Consider the following 17847-nt stretch of genomic DNA (forward strand, 5'->3'; position numbering starts at 1 on the left):
CGATTACCCCACTTTAACCATGTGCGGCTGCGAGCTGCGCTCAGGCTGGTGGTCGAGATCGCGGCTGACCAGCAGCAGGACTTCTGCCGAGGCATCGGAGACCTGCGCCTTGTAACCGGCGATGGAGCGGGCGAAGACGTTGTAGATCACTACCGCAGGGATCGCCGCAACCAGACCCAGTGCAGTGGCCAGCAGGGCTTCAGCGATACCCGGTGCGACAACGGCGAGGTTGGTGGTCTGGGTTTTGGCGATGCCGATGAACGAATTCATGATGCCCCACACGGTACCGAACAGACCGACGAACGGCGCGGTGGAGCCGATGGTGGCGAGGACGCCGGTGCCGCTGCTCATGTTGCGACCGCAGGCCGCCACGAGGCGCTCAAGGCGGAAGCTGACGCGTTCCTTGATACCTTCTTTCTCGCGGCTGTTGACCGATAAGCGCATCTCTTCGAGCGCGTCATGCACCAGCAGGTTGGCGAGGGTGCCTTCCTTGCCGGCGGTAGCGCTGGCTTCCTTGAGGGTGGTGGCTTTTTTCAGTGCAGCAATTTCGCCACGCAGACGACGTTTGGCGCCCATCAGCTCGAAGCCTTTGGCGATCCAGATGGTCCAGGTGATGATCGATGCGATGGCCAGACCGATCATCACGATTTTCACGATGATGTCGGCGTTCTGATACATGCCCCACGGCGACAGGTCGTGGGCCATGCCCAAGGTGTTGTCGGCTTCGAGGGCTTCAGGTGCGTCGGCCGCGTCGACAGCCTGCACCGGATCGGTGGCGGCCGGTGCAGCCGGAGCGGCAGCGGGTGCGCTCTGCTCGGTGGCGGCTGGGGTGGCGGGCGCTTGAGCGTCGGCGAAGGCGGCGGTCGGTGCCAGCATCAGGCTGAGCAACAGAGCCGCGACGGCGCTCCAGGCGCGAGGTCGAGTGGTTGGCGAAGCGGGAGTTTGATTACGTGTCATGCTGGCCGGACCTGAGATAGAAAAACGTTGTTGCTCTTCCAGGCCTCGTGAGGCCGAGAACAAAAGTGGCGTGCATTATTGCAAGTAATTCTTGTTAACAAAAGTAATAGAGTAACTTTTTTTCCTTCATCGCTAGCCGTTCGTCCTGTGCCAGAGCTAGTCTGTGCCTTTCCGATGGGAGTTTTCTGATGTCCGCGCCTTCTGTTTTGATTGCCGGTTGTGGTGATGTCGGCAGTCGTCTGGCCACGCAATTGCTGGCGGCTGGCTGGCAAGTCCATGGCCTGCGCCGGGATGTTTCCAAACTGCCGGAGGGTGTCATCGGCGTCGCCGGCGATCTGTTCAACGAAGAATGCCCGGCGACCTGGCCGGTGGGTGCCGTGGATTATCTGGTGTATTGCGCTGCGGCCACCGACCACGATGAAGGGGGCTACCGCAAGGCCTACGTGCAAGGCTTGCAGAACGTGCTGAGCTGGCTGGACGACTATGGGCAAGTGCCTGAGCGGCTGATCTTCGTGTCGAGCAGCAGCGTGTACGGCCAGCAGGATGGAGCATGGGTGGATGAGACCTCCGAGACTGTCGCGGCCGGATATTCAGGTCGCTTGATGCTCGAAGCCGAGCAGGTCGCGCTCAATAGCGGCATCCCGGCAAGTGTGCTGCGCCTGACCGGCATTTACGGCCCGGGTCGCGAGTGGCTGTTGACTCAGGTGCGTCGCGGCTATCGCGTGGCGATTGATCCGCCGCTGTATGGCAATCGGATTCATGCCGATGATGCAGCGGGGCTGCTGGCGTTCTTGCTGGAAAAAGACCGCGAGGGCGTCAAGCTGGACCAGCTCTATATCGGTGTGGATGACGCGCCGGCGCCGTTGGCCGAAGTGGTGGGCTGGTTGCGCGAATATCTGGGTGTGACTGAATGGGCCGAAGACGCCAGCGTGCGGCGCACTGGCAGCAAGCGTTGCAGCAATGCGCGGGCGAAAGCGTTGGGGTGGGTGCCGAAGTATTCGAGTTATCGCGAAGGCTATGCAGCGATTCTTGAAGGTAAGTGCTGAATTTTCAGCAACACAAAAACCACTGTGGGAGCGAGCCTGCTCGCGAATGCGGTATGTCAGTCATTATCAGTTTGACTGACCCACCGCGTTCGCGAGCAGGCTCGCCCCCACATTTGATCTTCTGAGATTTCGGAGGCAGGTTACTGCTTTTCCAGCAACCACTTGCGCTCACCCGCGGCGAACTGCGGTTGCTCATCCGCTAGCGCAGCGTTGACTGCTTGCAAAATCTCAAGCTCCTTGCCCTTGCGCACAAAGATCCAGTTGTTGCCCTGGCCATTGAGTTGCAGCCACATGCTGTCGTTGCCATTGCTCATCGATGCGCAATCGCCCGCCAGGCACAAGGCATAACGATCAACGCCCGGCAGGCCGGTCACCTGGCCGTCTGCCTGGAACTGCACAGTGCCGCCTTCACCCTGGCCGCTGGCGATGGTCCAGTTGCCGCCCAAATACGCTGAATACAGAGCGCGTTCGAAGCTTGCACCGATTGGCGCGCCTTCCGGCACCGGGATCTGTGCGCGATCGAAAACTTGTTCGGGTTCGTTGTCACTGGCAGCTTGCTGCAAACGTCCGCCGTCGCGTTTCAGTTCGCTGGCGGAGCTGCCATAGAAGTCGACTTTCCAGGCGCCGGACTCTTCGCCCAGCAGCCGTCCTTCGACGTTCTCAAAACCGTTGGTGTAGCGGGCCTGACCGGCCTTGGTGTTGACGTCCCATTCCAGATTCGGGCCGTAAGCCTGCAGCGCTTCACGCAGGGGACCGCCCTTGGCGGCGGCATCGATCGCCACCTGGTTGATCCAGGTGCCGCTGATGTCACGGTCGGCAGGGTCGCTGGCGCAGCCGCCGAGAAACAGGGCGAGCAGCGAGAGAGCTAGCGCTTTGCGCATGGTGGAATCCTTTCAAAACCTTTTCTTGCAGCAGTCGGCGCGGCGTGGAGCCCGCGCCGTGCGCATCACTCGATGACCAGAATGGCATCCATTTCAACCTGCGCACCCTTCGGCAGGGCGGCCACGCCAATGGCGGCGCGGGCAGGGTATGGCTGGTCGAAGTACTTGCCCATGATCTCGTTGACCTTGGCGAAGTGGCTCAGGTCGGTGAGGAAGATGTTCAGTTTGACGATGTCCTTGAACGAACCGCCGGCAGCTTCGGCCACGGCTTTGAGGTTCTCGAAGACCTGGACGGTCTGGGCTTCGAAGCCCTCAACCAGTTCCATGGTTTTCGGGTCCAGAGGAATCTGGCCCGACATGTAAACGGTGTTGCCTGCCTTGATCGCCTGGGAGTAAGTGCCGATGGCGGCCGGGGCCTTGTCGCTGGTGATGACGGTTTTGGTCATGTAGGACTCCTTGTAATAGGCAGGTTATGCACGCATGCGGGTGATGCGGATCACCCCGGTCAAAGCGCGCAGTTTCTTGATCACGCGGGCCAGGTGCACACGGTCGTGAACGCTGACCACCAACTGCACGACGCTGATGCGACCATCGCGTTCGTCCATGCTGATTTTCTCGATATTGCCGTCGGCCGCGTTGACGCTGCTGGCCAGCAGGGCGATCAGACCGCGCTGGTGTTCCAGCTCGACGCGCAGCTCGACGTTGAATTCGCCGGTGACATCCTTGGCCCACGAGAGCTGGATGCATTTTTCCGGATTGTGCCTGATTTCACTGATGTTGCGGCAGTTATCCAGGTGCACGACCATGCCTTTGCCCGCCGACAGGTGCCCGACAATCGGGTCGCCGGGGATCGGCGTGCAGCACTTGGCGTAGCTGAGCACCAGGCCTTCGGTACCGCGAATTGCCAGCGGACCTTCCGGGCTCGGCAGCTGCTCGCCTTCGCCAAGCAGGCGACGGGCGACCACGTAGGCCATGCGGTTGCCCAGGCCAATGTCTTCGAGCAGGTCTTCGATCAGTTCGAGGCGGTACTCGGTAAGCATTGCCTTGACGCGCTCTGCCGGGATCTTCTCCAGGGAGCTGTCGAAACCGTTGAGGACCTTGTTCAGCAGGCGTTCGCCGAGGCTGATGGACTCGGAGCGGCGCTGCAGTTTCAGCGCATGACGAATGTGCGTGCGCGCCTTGCCGGTAACGACGAAGTTGAGCCACGCCGGATTTGGCCGTGCGCCGGGGGCGCTGACGATCTCGACCGTGGAGCCGCTTTGCAGCGGTTCGGACAGCGGCGCGAGACGACGGTTGATGCGGCAGGCGATGCAGCTGTTGCCGACATCGGTGTGCACTGCGTAGGCAAAGTCGACCGCCGTGGAGCCTTTCGGCAACTCCATGATCCGGCCTTTGGGCGTGAACACGTAGACCTCGTCCGGGAACAGGTCGATCTTCACGCTTTCGATGAATTCCAGCGAGTTGCCGGCGCGTTGCTGCATTTCCAGCACGCCTTTGACCCACTGGCGGGCGCGGGCGTGCGTGCCTTTCGGCTGCTCGTCGCCGCTGGATTTGTACAGCCAATGGGCGGCGATGCCGTTGTTGGCCATCTCTTCCATTTCGCGGGTGCGGATCTGGATCTCGATCGGTACACCGTGCATGCCGAACAGCGTGGTATGCAGCGACTGGTAGCCGTTGGCCTTGGGGATCGCGATGTAATCCTTGAAGCGTCCTGGCAACGGCTTGTACAAATTATGCACAGCACCCAGTACGCGGTAGCAGGTATCGACCTTGTCGACGATGATCCGGAACGCGTAGACGTCCATGATCTCGTTGAAGGCCCGACGCTTGCCGCGCATTTTCTTGTAGATGCCGTAGAGGTGTTTCTGCCGACCGCTGACTTCGCCCTGGATGCCGTCGATGGCGAGGCAGTGACCAAGGGATTCTTCGATCTTGTTGACGATTTCCTTGCGGTTGCCCCGGGCGCGCTTGACCGCCTGGTAGATCCGCGCGGAACGCATCGGGTGCATGGCCTTGAAGCCGAGGTCTTCGAATTCGATGCGGATCGCGTGCATGCCCAGCCGGTTGGCAATGGGCGCGTAGATCTCGAGAGTTTCCTTGGCGATGCGCCGGCGTTTTTCGCCGGACAGCACTTCCAGCGTGCGCATGTTGTGCAGGCGGTCGGCGAGCTTGACCAGGATCACCCGGATGTCGCGCGCCATGGCCATGGCCATTTTCTGGAAATTTTCCGCCTGGGCTTCGGCCTTGGTCTCGAAATTCATCTGGGTCAGTTTGCTGACCCCGTCGACCAGTTCGGCCACGGTTTCACCGAACTGCGCTTGCAGCGCTTCCTTGGCGATACCGGTGTCTTCGATCACGTCATGCAGCATCGCGGCCATCAGGCTCTGATGGTCCATGTGCATGTCGGCAAGAATATTGGCCACGGCAAGAGGATGCGTGACGTACGCCTCACCACTGCGACGGCGTTGACCGTCATGGGCTTGTTCGGCGTAGAAATACGCTCGGCGGACCAGGTTGACCTGGTCGTTGCCGAGGTAGGTCGATAAGCGATCGGCGAGGGCGTCTATGCTCGGCATGATGATTCCTGCCGAAAGCTGTGACCCCGCGCCGTGCTACGTCGACCAGGCATAGGCTTAGACGGCCTCGTTCGACTCGTCCTCGAACGCTGCGAACAGCGGTTCATCCTGGACGATTTCCTGCTCGGCGATGAACTCGTAGCTCATCAGGCCTTCAGCAATTTCACGCAGCGCGACAACAGTCGGCTTGTCGTTTTCCCACTGCACCAATGGCTCTTTGCCGCCGGTGGCCAGTTGACGGGCACGCTTGGTAGAGAGCATGACCAGCTCAAAGCGGTTTTCCACGTGTTCTAGGCAGTCTTCAACGGTTACGCGGGCCATGGTATTCCTCGGAGCGAATGCAATATGCGCGCTGCCCGGTTGGGCGAGCGGACTGAGCAGTTTAAAAAATCACCAGCGATTAGGGAAGCGCTGATTTTTTGACCAGACCCTTCAACGCGCTGCAAGCACCAATGTAAAGCGCTTGCAGGCGTTTTGGGAAGTGCTGTTTCAGCCGAGCAATTCAGCCAGTAATTTGCCGAAACGCACTTGCTGGCGCTTCTGTTGCAACTGATTGGCGCGGAAAATCGCTTTCAGATCGTCCAGTGCGTGGGCGAAATCGTCGTTGATGATCAGGTAATCGTAGTCGACGTAATGGCTCATCTCGCTGACCGCTTCGCGCATGCGGCCGTCGATGATCTCGTCGCTGTCCTGGCCACGGTTGGTCAGGCGCTGGTGCAGGGCTTGCAGCGACGGCGGCAGGATGAAGATCGAGCGCGCCTGCGGCATCAGCTTGCGCACTTGCTCGGCGCCTTGCCAGTCGATTTCCAGAATCAGGTCGTGACCTTCGTCCAGGGTCTGCTGCAAACGGCTTTGCGAGGTGCCGTAGAAGTTGCCGAAGACTTCGGCGCGCTCAAGAAAGTCGCCGTGCTCGCCCATCTTCACGAACTCTTCGCGGGTCACGAAGTGGTAGTTCACGCCATCCACTTCGCCCGGGCGCATGGCGCGGGTGGTGTGCGAAACGGAAACGCGAATCTCCGGATCGGCGTCGGTCAAGGCCTTGACCAGACTGCTCTTGCCCGCGCCCGATGGCGCGGAAATGATGTACAGGGTGCCGGTGTGTTGGGTCATGTCAGGTAGCCTTACTCAATATTCTGCACTTGTTCGCGCATCTGCTCGATCAACACCTTGAGGTTGACGGCGGCCTGGGTGCTGCGCGGGTCGAAGGCTTTGGAGCCCAGTGTGTTGGCTTCGCGGTTGAGCTCCTGCATCAGGAAGTCCAGACGCCGCCCGGCGGCACCACCGGACTTGAGCACCCGGCGAACTTCGATGATGTGAGTGCTCAGGCGATCCAGTTCTTCGGCCACGTCGCTTTTTTGCGCGAGGATGACCATTTCCTGTTCCAGGCGCTGCGGGTCGAGCTCGGCCTTCATGTCGGCGAAGCGGTCGAGGACCTTCTGGCGCTGGGTGGCGAGCATCTGCGGCACCAGTTCTCGCAGGGTCACCACGTCTTCTTCGATGGACGTCAGGCGGTCGTTGATCAAGCGCGCCAGCTCCGCGCCTTCGCGCTCGCGGCCAGCCTTCAGATCTTTCAAACCCTGATTGAACAGCGCCAGCGCTTCGGCGTTCAGCGCTTGCGGGTCGGTCGCATCGGCCACCAGCACGCCGGGCCAGGCCAGCACTTCCAGCGGATTCAGCGCGGCGGGATTCTTGATCAGCCCGGCCACGGTTTCCGCAGCGGCCACCAGTTGCGCGGCGCGTTCGCGGTCCACTTGCAGCGGTTTGCCGGTGCTTTCTTCGGTGAAGCGCAGCGTGCATTCCAGTTTGCCCCGCGACAGGCCCTGACGCAGCGCTTCACGCACGGCGCCTTCGAGGTCGCGGAACGATTCGGGCAAGCGCAGGTGCGGTTCCAGATAGCGGCTGTTGACCGAGCGCAGTTCCCAGCTCAGGGTGCCCTGAACGCCGGCTTTCTCGACGCGGGCGAAGGCGGTCATGCTGTGCACCATGGCGGTGACCTCGCAATGCAGATCGGCGCGAAACGCTGTTTCGCAGGCGCGATTTCAATGAATTTAAGCCGACTGGCAGCAAAGGCGCAGGATTGTAGCGCAGTGCGGCGAATGCGCCCAAACACACGGTGTGACAAACCGCTGCAGCCCGTCGGTTATGCGCGCTTGAGGGGCTTCGGTCGTCGGCCGGCGGTTTTAACCAGTGCCCACTCGCGGTGCAGCGCTCTATAATGCTCGGCAGTTTTCCGTCCTCAGTACAGGTATCCCTATGAAACGTCCAAGTGGTCGCGCTGCCGATCAGCTCCGCTCGATCCGCATCACCCGCAACTACACCAAACACGCCGAGGGATCCGTACTGGTCGAATTCGGTGATACCAAAGTCATCTGCACCGTCAGCGTCGAAAATGGCGTGCCGCGTTTCCTCAAAGGTCAGGGCCAGGGCTGGTTGACTGCCGAGTACGGCATGCTGCCGCGCGCCACCGGCGAGCGTAACCAGCGTGAAGCCAGTCGTGGCAAGCAGGGCGGTCGTACTCTCGAAATCCAGCGTTTGATCGGCCGTTCCCTGCGCGCAGCGCTGGACATGTCCAAGCTCGGCGACGTGACCCTGTACGTCGATTGCGACGTGATCCAGGCCGATGGCGGTACTCGCACCGCGTCCATCACCGGCGCCATGGTTGCGCTGGTCGATGCCCTGAAAGTGATCAAGAAGCGCGGCGGCCTGAAAGGCGGTGACCCGCTCAAGCAGATGATCGGTGCGGTCTCGGTCGGCATGTACCAGGGCGAGCCGGTGCTGGATCTGGACTATCTTGAAGATTCTGCAGCTGAAACCGACCTGAACGTGGTGATGACCAGCACCGGCGGCTTCATCGAAGTGCAGGGCACCGCTGAAGGCGCGCCGTTCCAGCCTGATGAGCTCAATGCCATGCTGGAACTGGCCAAGCAGGGCATGAACGAAATCTTCGAATTGCAGAAGGCTGCGCTGGCCGACTGAGGTTTTGACCACAAGGAGGACGTGATGAGTGACGAGCAAGAGTTGCTGCCCAAACCGAGCCAGGAGGTTCGCCAGTGGGCGATGTTCTGTCACTTGTCCGCCTTGCTGGGGATCTGGATTCCGTTCGGCAATCTGATCGGGCCGCTGATCCTTTGGCAGATGAAGCGCGAGAAGGACCCGTTCATCGATGCGCAGGGTAAAGAGGCGCTGAATTTTCAGATCACGGTGGCGATAGCCTCAATGATCTGCTTCCTGCTCATGCTGCTGATCATTGGTTTCTTCCTCTTTGGTTTGCTTGCAATCGCGGCATTGGTCCTGACGATCATTGCAGGGGTCAAAGCCAACGAAGGTTTCCCGTACAGATATCCGTTCACTTGGCGACTGATCAAGTAACAGTCTCTTGTATCGCAATATGGAAATGCCCCGGCTTATCGGGCATTTTTATTTGTGCAACTCAATAATTGGTTTTTGTTGTAGGACTAGTCTTTTAACGATGTGCGGTTTGGCATTTATTTGCTGATATTTCTCTATTACATGTTTGGTCACAACTGATCGACCACGTGCTTATTCTCGTTCTTGTTATTGACGCGAGCGGGTTGTTAAAGTTGCCCGATGCAATGTTTCGATTGAAACATTTCGATATGTTCAAGCCATCGATGGCACTTGAATTCCCCAGTAATCAGTGTTGATAAAATCAGCCGGTTCACCCGTCGAGCCCAGGTAAACGCTCGCCTCGTGAATACTTAGCCAAGAATAATCCACATGATTGAGCTCGATTTCTACGGCACGCTCGTGGCCGCTTCTTTAGTACTACTGCTCGGACGCGGACTTGTTGCGCGTGTCGGCTTTCTGCGAAGTTACAATATTCCTGAACCGGTAGCGGGTGGCCTGGTGGTTGCTGTGCTCCTGTTGATATTGCGTACGTTCGATATTGAAGTTCGCTTCGATACATCATTGCAAACACCGTTGATGTTGGCGTTCTTTGCCACGATTGGCTTGAGTGCCGACCTTGCCAGCCTGAAAAAGGGCGGGCGCATCGTCGGCATCTTCCTGCTGGCGGTCATTGGCTTGCTGGTGGTGCAGAACGCCATGGGCATCGGATGGCAACCTTGCTCGGACTCGATCCTTTGATGGGCTTGCTGACGGGTTCGATCACATTGGCCGGCGGCCACGGTACTGGCGCCGCATGGGGCGCGGTATTCAGCGAGAAATATGGCCTGGCGTCGGCTTCAGAGCTGGCGCTGGCCTCAGCGACGTTCGGTCTGGTGCTCGGTGGGCTGATCGGTGGGCCCGTCGCGCGGTTGCTGATCAAGCGCGTGGAAGTGCCGGGCTGCAGTCCCCAGCAAGCGCCGCGACTGCCGAAAGGCTTTGAACAGCCAAACAAGGAACGCTCGATCACGCCGTTTTCGTTCGTCGAGACGCTGGCGCTAATTGCCGTCAGCCTGCTCGCTGGCAACCTTCTGAATGGCTTGCTGCATGGCACTGCGTTCGAACTGCCGACGTTTGTTTGCGTGCTGTTTGTAGGTGTGGTGTTGCGCAACAGTCTGTCAGCACTTGGCTTGTATCAGGTGTTCGAGCGTGAAGTTTCCGTGCTCGGCAATGTCAGCCTCTCGCTGTTTCTGGCGATCGCGCTGATGTCGCTGAAGCTTTGGGATCTGGCGGCGTTGGCATTGCCGATCTTTATCATTCTGGCCGTGCAGGCGCTGGTCATGGCGCTGTTCGCTATTTTCGTGACGTTCCGGGTGATGGGCAGCAACTACGATGCCGCAGTGCTGGCTGCGGGACATTGTGGCTTCGGTCTGGGCGCCACGCCGACGGCGATTGCCAACATGCAAGCGGTGACGCAGCGCTATGGGCCATCGCAGATCGCGTTTCTGGTAGTGCCGATGGTAGGAGCGTTCTTCATCGATATCGTTAACGTCATCGTGATCAAGCTGTACCTGGCCTTGCCATTCTTCGCTGCCGTCTAGAAAGCATGGCGCATAAAAAATGCCCGCATCTCACGATGCGGGCATTTTTTTGGCTGCGAGGACGCTTAGATGGTCAGCGTCCAGTCGTAGTCGACGATCAGCGGCGCGTGCTGCGAGAACCGTGGCTGACGCGGCAGGCGTGCACTGCGCACCGAGCGACGCAGGCCCGGGGTCAGGATCTGATAATCGAAACGCCAGCCCAGATTGAGCATCTCGGCCTGTTCGTTATCCGGCCACCAGCTGTACTGGTCGCCTTCGCGGCTGACTTCGCGCAGCGCATCGACATAGCCCATGTTGCCGACAATCTCGTCCATCCAGGCGCGCTCCGGCGCCAGGAAGCCTGGAGATTGCTGGCTGTCTCGCCAGTTCTTGATGTCGAGTTTCTGCTGCGCAACGTACAGCGAGCCACAATAAATGTACTCGCGACGTTTGCGTCGCTGTTTGTCCAGGTACTTGCCGAAATCGTCCATGAGCTTGAACTTCTGGTTCAAGTCTTCATCGCCGTTCATCCCCGAAGGAAACAGCAAGGTGGCAATACTGACTTTGTCGAAATCTGCTTGCAGGTAGCGCCCGTAGCGGTCGGCCGTCTCGAAACCGAGACCGCTGATGACAGCCTTCGGTTGCAACCGCGAATACAAAGCCACGCCGCCTTGGGCAGGGACTTCAGCATCGCAGGCATAAAGGAAGTAGCCATCCAGTTGGAAGGCTGGGTCATCCAGTTCAAAGGCGGAGGCACGGGTGTCCTGCAGGCAGATGACGTCGGCATTCTGGGCTTGCAGCCAACTGAGCAAACCGCGCTCGACTGCCGCCTGAATACCATTGACGTTCACACTGATGATCCGCATAAATGGCCCCAAAAATCGCGTGCGTGTATGATACACGGCGTCAAGCTAATTAGCTAAATCCGTGGTATTTGGGGTTTTTTTCATGCAAGCGTATCAGCGCGATTTCATTCGTTTTGCCATCGATCGCGGCGTTTTGCGCTTCGGTGAGTTCACCCTGAAGTCCGGGCGCACCAGTCCCTACTTCTTCAATGCCGGCCTGTTCAACTCCGGTTCGGCCCTGGCGCAGCTGGGGCGTTTCTACGCCGCCGCCATCGCCGAAAGCGGCATCTCCTTCGACGTCCTGTTTGGCCCAGCTTATAAAGGCATTCCGCTGGCGGCCACGACCGCCGTTGCGCTGGCCGAACATCACGGCCGTGACCTGCCATGGTGCTTCAACCGCAAGGAAGCCAAGGCCCACGGCGAGGGCGGCAGCCTGGTTGGCGCACCGCTGACTGGCGAAGTCTTGATCATCGACGACGTAATCACCGCCGGCACCGCGATTCGTGAAGTGATGCAGATCATCGCTTCCCAGGACGGCGCCAAGGCCGCCGGTGTGCTGATCGCACTGAACCGTCAGGAGCGTGGCAACGGCGAGTTGTCGGCAATCCAGGAAGTCGAGCGCGACTTCGGCATCCCGGTGATCAGCATTGTCTCGCTGAATCAGGTGCTGGAGTTCCTCGCCGACGATCCGCAGCTCAAACAGCATTTGCCAGCCGTGGAAGCGTACCGCGCGCAGTTTGGCGTGTGACCAATGTGGGAGCGAGCCTGCTCGCGAATGGCCGTCACCTGTCAGCGATGTGAGGCACATTAGGCGTTTGCGAGCAGGCTCGCTCCCACAGAAAAAAGACCCGGTTCAGGCAGGCTCAACCGGGCCTTTTTTTGTTGGCGATCAACGCAGATTTCGCCATTTCATCAGCAGTCTCAGCGCCAATGCAGCGTTCACTAGCGCAAACACCAGCAGCGCAACAACCACCATCACGTACAACGTGCGATCCACATCGAAATCCCACAGGTCCAGCGTGCTGCTGCGCATGATCCCGACTGCTGCCGGCAAGTTAACGTAAAACAGCGCCACGAAAGCGCACGTCAATGGCAATGCTCGCCAGTAGAAAGCAGCCATCACCTTGTCTCGACTGCGCTTGCGGCCCTGCGAACCTTTTTGAAATTCATCCTCAGCCAGCGCTTCATTGAGCGCCGGCCACGCCAGATTGAACATGAACGTGGTCAGGGTCAGCAGCAAGCCACTGACCGCGACGATGTCACTGAACGGCATTCAGACCCAGCGTTGCACAGAGCAATGCGTGGGAATCTTCGCTGATCTCGAACTGCCCGGCGCTGCCCTTGCGTTTGGTGATGGGTTTGAAGGTCGGCTCGTTCTGGGTGATGAGCATGTTCAATTCATCGCGGATCACGTCCGAGCTGATCACCACCAGAAACACGTTTTGCGCATGCTCGGCGGACTGGATTACTGCGCGCATGCTGTGCTGCAGGATGTCGTCGAGCTGATTGCGAAAACGCGAAACGGTGTTTTTCAACAGGGTTTTGCTTTGGCTCTGGGTCAGCTGAAAGATCGTCGAGATCTGCGATTCGGTCGGCAGGGTTTGCCCGAAGTAACTCTGAATCAGATACAGCAGGCGATCCTGCTTGGCTTCGTCGGCCCGGCTGGGCATGCCGCCCTCGACCAGCATTTTCAGGTATTCGGTCAGGCTGGCTTTGGCGATGCGCTCCAGCGCATGGGCGATTTCAGCGTCGCCGATGCGCAAGGTCTTTTTCACCGGTTCCTTCTGTTCCTGCTCGAAAGCGTCGGCGTCGATCGTGAACGAGATCTGCATGAGTCGCCGCTCCGGTTATTTGTCGCTGGCGGCTGGGTAGGGATCCTGGGGTGCATCTCCTTGGCCGGTGAGCACTTTCCAGCCCTTGAGTGGGTGAGAGGCTTCGGTGAAGTCAGGGCAGGGCGGCATCGAAGTCTGCGAAGGGGCTGAATATTCTCGGCCGCAGTCCACGCAGGCGTAAGTGCCAGCCGAAATGTCACTGCCGTAAGGAACGCTGTTTTTTTGCATGGGAAGATCTCCGTTGGATGAGGGGAAGATCCTATGGAGATTTATTCTGAAGGGATGTCGGACGTTTCGCTGTGTCGAGTCAGGCTTTTCCTGTGCGCACAAAAAAGATCGCAGCCTTCGTCAGTTCCTACAAAGCGGATTCTCGCGTGTGCGAAATCCCTGTAGGAGCTGTTGAAGGCTGCGATCTTTTGCTTTCAGCTATTAGCGATCAAGGACGCTTGCGATTGCTGATCAGCGTGCCCACACCGGTATCAGTGAAGATTTCCAGCAGGATCGCGTTCGGCACACGACCGTCGATGATCAACGAACTACCTACGCCACCCTGAACCGCTTCCAGTGCGCAGCGGATCTTCGGCAGCATGCCGCCGTAGATCGTGCCATCGGCGATCAGGTCGTCGACCTGCTGCGTGCTCAGGCCGGTCAACACGGTGCCCGACTTGTCCATCAGGCCGGCAATGTTGGTCAGCAGCATCAGCTTTTCAGCTTTCAGCGCTTCGGCAACCTTGCCCGCCACCAGGTCGGCGTTGATGTTGTACGACTCGCCGTTCTCACCGACGCCAATCGGCGCGATGACCGGGATGAAGTTGCCTTTGACCAGCAGGTTCAGCAGTTCGGTGTTGATGCCGACGACTTCGCCAACGTGGCCGATGTCGATGATTTCCGGCTGGGTCATCTCCGGGGTCTGACGGGAGACGGTGAGCTTCTTCGCGCGAATCAGCCCGGCATCCTTACCGGTCAGGCCGATGGCGCTGCCGCCATGGCGGTTGATCAGGTTGACGATGCTTTTGTTGACCTGACCGCCAAGGACCATTTCCACCACGTCCATGGTCGCCGCGTCGGTGACGCGCATGCCGTCGACGAAATGGCTTTCGATCGACAGGCGCTTGAGCAGGTCACCGATCTGCGGGCCGCCGCCGTGCACGACCACCGGGTTGATGCCCACGGCTTTCATCAGCACGATGTCGCGGGCGAAGCCGGTTTTCAGCTCCTCGCTTTCCATCGCGTTGCCGCCGTATTTGATCACCAGGGTCTTGCCGACATAGCGTCGGATGTAAGGCAGCGCTTCGGACAGGACCTTGGCAGTGTTGGCGGCGGCTTCGCGTTCGAGGGTCATTCAGGGCTCCGGGTGGATCAGAACGGTAGTTGGAGATCAGGTGCAACGCGTTTCAGTTGGGCGTGGAACACATCCTTGATGCGCTGCAATTCAGCCTCGTCATCGGCCTCGAAGCGCAGCACCAGCACCGGTGTGGTGTTGGACGCGCGCACCAGGCCCCAGCCTTTGGCGTAATCGACCCGCACGCCGTCGATGGTGGTCAGGTCGGCGCCTTCGCCCCACTGAGCATCGTGCAGTGCATCAATGATGCTGAATTTGCTCTCTTCGGTCACATGGATATTGATTTCCGGCGTGGAAATATCGTTCGGGAAGGTCGCAAACAGCTCTTCCGCGGTGGATTTTTCCTTGCTGAGGATCTCCAGCAGACGTGCGGCGCTGTAGATGCCGTCGTCAAAACCGAACCAGCGCTCCTTGAAGAAGATGTGCCCGCTCATTTCGCCGGCCAACAGCGCGCCGGATTGTTTCATTTTCTTTTTGATCAACGAGTGACCGGTCTTCCACATTAGCGGCCGACCGCCGTATTCCTTGATCAGCGGCACCAAACGGCGAGTGCATTTGACGTCGAAGATGATTTCCGCGTCCGGGTTGCGCGCCACTACGTCGCGAGCGAACAGCATCAGCAGACGGTCCGGGTAGACGATACTGCCGGTGTTGGTCACCACGCCGACGCGGTCGCCGTCACCGTCGAAGGCCAGGCCGATATCGGCGTTGGTTTCCTTGACCTTGGCGATCAGGTCGACAAGGTTTTCCGGTTTGCCCGGATCCGGGTGATGGTTAGGGAAGTTGCCGTCGACTTCGCAGAACAGCGGGATGACTTCGCAGTTCAGCGCTTCGATCAGTTGCGGGGCGATCACGCCGGCCGCGCCGTTGCCGCAGTCGACCACGACTTTCAGGCGACGAGCGAGTTTGATGTCCTGGACGATTTCGGTGTTGTAGCGGTCGAGGATTTCGACTTGGGTGACGCTGCCCTCGCCAGTGCTCAGGTCGTTGTTCTTGATGCGCTCGTGGAGCACTTGAATCTGCTCGTTGGCGAGGGTGTCGCCGGCGATGACGATTTTGAAACCGTTGTAGTTCGACGGATTGTGGCTACCGGTGAGCATCACCCCGGACTTGCCGGCCAGCACGTTGGCGGCGTAATACAGCGCTGGCGTTGGCACCAGGCCGACATCGCTGACATGGCAGCCGCTCTCGGCGATGCCGCGAATGAGTTCCGCGACCAGCTCCGGGCCGGACAGGCGACCGTCGCGACCGACCGACACATTCGGTTCGCCCTGGGCCAGGCTCTGCGAGCCGATGGCACGGCCGATCCAGTAGGCGGTTTCGCCGTTGAGGAATTCCGGCACGGTGCCACGAATGTCGTAGGCGCGGAAAATGCTGTCAGGCAGCTTCGGGGCGATCTTGGCGGGGGTGCTCATCTGTGGACATGCTCCATCTCGAAAAGGGCGGGACAGACCGACGAATGATTCGACGGCAGGCTCAAACTGAAGGGTATGACGGCGTTTTCCACAGAGAGTTCGTGCTATGAAAGGGCCATGACGCCCCGGCTGGCGTGGCTTTCGGCCGGCAAAACCTTGATTTACGGTGTTAAAACCTGCTGCCGATGTAGCGCATTTTTTGTGGTGAGGGGATAAACCCCCTCACCACAATAATTTTTATCCGGTTATTTGGTGCCGGTATGGCCAAAACCACCGGTACCGCGCTCGGTCTCGACAAACTCTTCAACCATTTCGAAATGCGCCTGCACCACCGGCACGAGCACCAATTGCGCCAGACGTTCGCCGACGGTCATGGTGAAGTCGCTCTGGCCGCGGTTCCAGCAGGAGACCATCAGCGGGCCCTGGTAGTCGGAGTCGATCAGGCCGACCAGATTGCCGAGCACGATGCCATGTTTGTGGCCCATGCCCGAGCGCGGCAGGATCAGCGCGGCGAGATTCGGGTCGCCGATATAGACCGACAGGCCGGTGGGAATCAGCACGGTTTCACCCGGTTTGATCACGATGTCCTGTTCCAGCATGGCGCGCAGGTCGAGGCCGGCGGAGCCCGGCGTGGCGTATTGCGGCAGCGGGAATTCGGTACCGATGCGTGGATCGAGGATCTTGGCTTGCAAAGCGTGCATGTAAATTAAACCTGGTTCAGACGTTCGGCGATAAAAGTGACCAGTTGGCGAGCGATCTTGCTCTTGCTGGTCTGGGCGAAAACCGTGGCGTGCAGCTCACGGTCGATGACGCTGCAGGCGTTTTCTTCGCTGTTGAAACCGATGCTCGGGTTGGCGACGTCGTTGGCGACGATCAGATCGAGATTCTTGTCCTTCAGCTTGCGTGCAGCGTAGTCGAGCAGGTGTTCGGTTTCGGCGGCGAAGCCGACACTGAACGGACGGTCGGGACGGGTCGCGATGGTGGCAAGGATGTCCGGGTTGCGCACCATTTGCAGGACGAAGCCGTCACCGCTCGTAGGATCTTTCTTGAGTTTATGCGGAGCTACTACTTCCGGGCGGTAGTCCGCCACCGCTGCCGACGAGATGAACACGTCGCAAGGCATGGCCGATTCGCAGGCGGCGAGCATGTCGCGGGCGCTGACCACATCGATCCGCGTCACGCGATCAGGCGTCGGCAAGTGCACCGGGCCGCTGATCAAAGTGACACGGGCGCCGGCTTCCACGGCTGCTTCGGCGAGGGCAAAACCCATTTTGCCGGAGCTGTGGTTGGTGATGTAGCGCACCGGGTCGATGTTTTCCTGAGTCGGGCCGGCGGTGATCACCACATGCTTGCCGGTCAGGGCCTGGCGCTGGAAGCAATCGGCGGCGAGCAGCGCCAGATCGGTGGCCTCCATCATGCGGCCCATGCCGACGTCGCCGCAGGCCTGGCTGCCCGAGGCCGGGCCGAAAGTCTTCAGGCCACGGCTCTCCAACAGTTGCAGGTTGGCCTGGGTCGCCGGGTCGCGCCACATCGCCTGGTTCATTGCTGGTGCGACGGCAACCACGGCGTCGGTGGCCAGCACCAGCGTGGTCAGCAGATCGTTGGCAATGCCTTGCGCCAGACGGGCGATCAGGTCGGCGGTGGCCGGGGCGATCAGTACCAGATCGGCCCATTTCGCCAGCTCGATATGGCCCATGGCGGCTTCGGCGGCAGGGTCGAGCAAGTCGAGGTGAACCGGGTGGCCCGACAGGGCCTGCATGGTCAGCGGGGTAATGAATTCGGCGCCGCCATGGGTCATGACCACGCGCACTTCGGCACCCTGGTCGATCAGGCGGCGAACCAGATCGGCGCTCTTGTAGGCCGCAATGCCGCCGCCGACGCCCAGAACGATGCGTTTCCGATACAGCCGCTGCATAGGTCTGCCTTTCATTTCGTTGATGACGGCGGCGCGATACCCCTCCCCAGGGTTGAATCGACCGCCAAAAAGATGGGCTACGATATCACAGCGACCGCTACGGAACAGCGGCG

General features: G+C 59.7%; 17 protein-coding genes and 2 pseudogenes. 5 read left to right on the forward strand and 14 right to left on the reverse strand.

What is annotated here, in order from left to right; genetic code table 11:
• Window positions 1–3: 3 nt before the first annotated feature.
• The gene (gene exbB, locus D8U71_RS26090) at window positions 4–957 is read right to left on the reverse strand and encodes a tonB-system energizer ExbB (protein ID WP_041476629.1); all 954 of its coding nucleotides are present in this window, start codon (window positions 955–957) and stop codon (window positions 4–6) included.
• A 188-nt stretch (window positions 958–1145) separates the two neighbouring features.
• Here exbB and D8U71_RS26095 point away from each other — a divergent pair, with 188 nt between their 5' ends.
• Window positions 1146–2003, forward strand: coding sequence for an SDR family oxidoreductase (locus D8U71_RS26095; protein ID WP_130889058.1), 858 nt, complete (start codon window positions 1146–1148; stop codon window positions 2001–2003).
• A 140-nt stretch (window positions 2004–2143) separates the two neighbouring features.
• Here the strand turns inward: D8U71_RS26095 and D8U71_RS26100 are convergent, their stop codons facing one another.
• The 6 genes from D8U71_RS26100 to D8U71_RS26125 all read right to left on the reverse strand — a co-directional run bounded on the left by D8U71_RS26100 (window position 2144) and on the right by D8U71_RS26125 (window position 7445).
• The gene (locus tag D8U71_RS26100) at window positions 2144–2884 is read right to left on the reverse strand and encodes a hypothetical protein (RefSeq protein ID WP_024014801.1); all 741 of its coding nucleotides are present in this window, start codon (window positions 2882–2884) and stop codon (window positions 2144–2146) included.
• A gap of 65 nt (window positions 2885–2949) precedes the next feature.
• A complete protein-coding gene (locus D8U71_RS26105) occupies window positions 2950–3330 on the reverse strand; it encodes a RidA family protein (RefSeq protein WP_014340863.1) in 381 nt (126 codons plus the stop codon).
• 24 nt (window positions 3331–3354) lie between these two features.
• Window positions 3355–5460 (reverse strand): bifunctional GTP diphosphokinase/guanosine-3',5'-bis pyrophosphate 3'-pyrophosphohydrolase, encoded by a 2106-nt coding sequence (gene spoT, locus D8U71_RS26110; RefSeq protein WP_007920338.1) that lies wholly within the window; start codon window positions 5458–5460, stop codon window positions 3355–3357.
• Window positions 5461–5517: 57 nt separating this feature from the next.
• A complete protein-coding gene (gene rpoZ, locus D8U71_RS26115) occupies window positions 5518–5781 on the reverse strand; it encodes a DNA-directed RNA polymerase subunit omega (RefSeq protein ID WP_008030604.1) in 264 nt (87 codons plus the stop codon).
• Between the two features lie 168 nt (window positions 5782–5949).
• Complete coding sequence (gene gmk / locus D8U71_RS26120; RefSeq protein WP_039757364.1) at window positions 5950–6570, reverse strand: guanylate kinase; 621 nt, start codon at window positions 6568–6570, stop codon at window positions 5950–5952.
• Between the two features lie 11 nt (window positions 6571–6581).
• On the reverse strand, window positions 6582–7445 hold the full coding sequence (locus D8U71_RS26125) for a YicC/YloC family endoribonuclease (protein WP_016770639.1): 864 nt from the start codon (window positions 7443–7445) through the stop codon (window positions 6582–6584).
• 268 nt (window positions 7446–7713) lie between these two features.
• Here D8U71_RS26125 and rph point away from each other — a divergent pair, with 268 nt between their 5' ends.
• From rph to gltS, 3 genes and pseudogenes are all read left to right on the forward strand, one after another.
• Entirely contained in the window at window positions 7714–8436 is a 723-nt protein-coding gene (gene rph / locus D8U71_RS26130) for a ribonuclease PH (RefSeq protein WP_024014799.1), read from the forward strand.
• A 24-nt stretch (window positions 8437–8460) separates the two neighbouring features.
• Window positions 8461–8829 (forward strand): DUF4870 domain-containing protein, encoded by a 369-nt coding sequence (locus D8U71_RS26135; protein ID WP_016772541.1) that lies wholly within the window; start codon window positions 8461–8463, stop codon window positions 8827–8829.
• Between the two features lie 369 nt (window positions 8830–9198).
• Window positions 9199–10406, forward strand: a pseudogene (gene gltS / locus D8U71_RS26140) (sodium/glutamate symporter).
• Window positions 10407–10471: 65 nt separating this feature from the next.
• Here the strand turns inward: gltS and D8U71_RS26145 are convergent.
• Complete coding sequence (locus D8U71_RS26145; RefSeq protein ID WP_016772543.1) at window positions 10472–11251, reverse strand: exodeoxyribonuclease III; 780 nt, start codon at window positions 11249–11251, stop codon at window positions 10472–10474.
• 82 nt (window positions 11252–11333) lie between these two features.
• On the opposite strand from D8U71_RS26145, the gene pyrE reads away from it, so the two are divergent.
• The gene (pyrE, locus tag D8U71_RS26150) at window positions 11334–11978 is read left to right on the forward strand and encodes an orotate phosphoribosyltransferase (protein ID WP_016772544.1); all 645 of its coding nucleotides are present in this window, start codon (window positions 11334–11336) and stop codon (window positions 11976–11978) included.
• A 141-nt stretch (window positions 11979–12119) separates the two neighbouring features.
• Here pyrE and D8U71_RS26155 read toward each other — a convergent pair whose 3' ends face one another.
• From D8U71_RS26155 to coaBC, 6 genes and pseudogenes are all read right to left on the reverse strand, one after another.
• Window positions 12120–12503 (reverse strand): hypothetical protein, encoded by a 384-nt coding sequence (locus tag D8U71_RS26155; RefSeq protein WP_016772545.1) that lies wholly within the window; start codon window positions 12501–12503, stop codon window positions 12120–12122.
• Window positions 12490–13062 carry a hypothetical protein gene (locus tag D8U71_RS26160; protein ID WP_016772546.1) on the reverse strand — a complete coding sequence of 191 codons (573 nt, stop codon included), beginning with the start codon at window positions 13060–13062 and terminating at the stop codon, window positions 12490–12492. The genes D8U71_RS26155 and D8U71_RS26160 overlap by 14 nt, the downstream gene beginning before the upstream one ends.
• A 436-nt stretch (window positions 13063–13498) precedes the next feature.
• Window positions 13499–14404 carry an acetylglutamate kinase gene (gene argB / locus D8U71_RS26170; protein WP_016772548.1) on the reverse strand — a complete coding sequence of 302 codons (906 nt, stop codon included), beginning with the start codon at window positions 14402–14404 and terminating at the stop codon, window positions 13499–13501.
• 17 nt (window positions 14405–14421) lie between these two features.
• A pseudogene (locus D8U71_RS26175) lies at window positions 14422–15825 on the reverse strand (phosphomannomutase/phosphoglucomutase); the annotation flags it as partial.
• Between the two features lie 239 nt (window positions 15826–16064).
• Window positions 16065–16520: a dUTP diphosphatase gene (dut, locus tag D8U71_RS26180; RefSeq protein WP_016772550.1), complete on the reverse strand. Its 456-nt coding sequence runs from the start codon at window positions 16518–16520 to the stop codon at window positions 16065–16067.
• 5 nt (window positions 16521–16525) lie between these two features.
• The gene (coaBC, locus tag D8U71_RS26185) at window positions 16526–17734 is read right to left on the reverse strand and encodes a bifunctional phosphopantothenoylcysteine decarboxylase/phosphopantothenate--cysteine ligase CoaBC (RefSeq protein WP_016772551.1); all 1209 of its coding nucleotides are present in this window, start codon (window positions 17732–17734) and stop codon (window positions 16526–16528) included.
• Window positions 17735–17847 lie beyond the last annotated feature (113 nt).

Origin of the sequence: Pseudomonas sp. Sample_21 (genome assembly GCF_004307525.1) — a bacterium.
GTDB classification, from domain to species: Bacteria; Pseudomonadota; Gammaproteobacteria; order Pseudomonadales; family Pseudomonadaceae; genus Aquipseudomonas; species Aquipseudomonas atacamensis.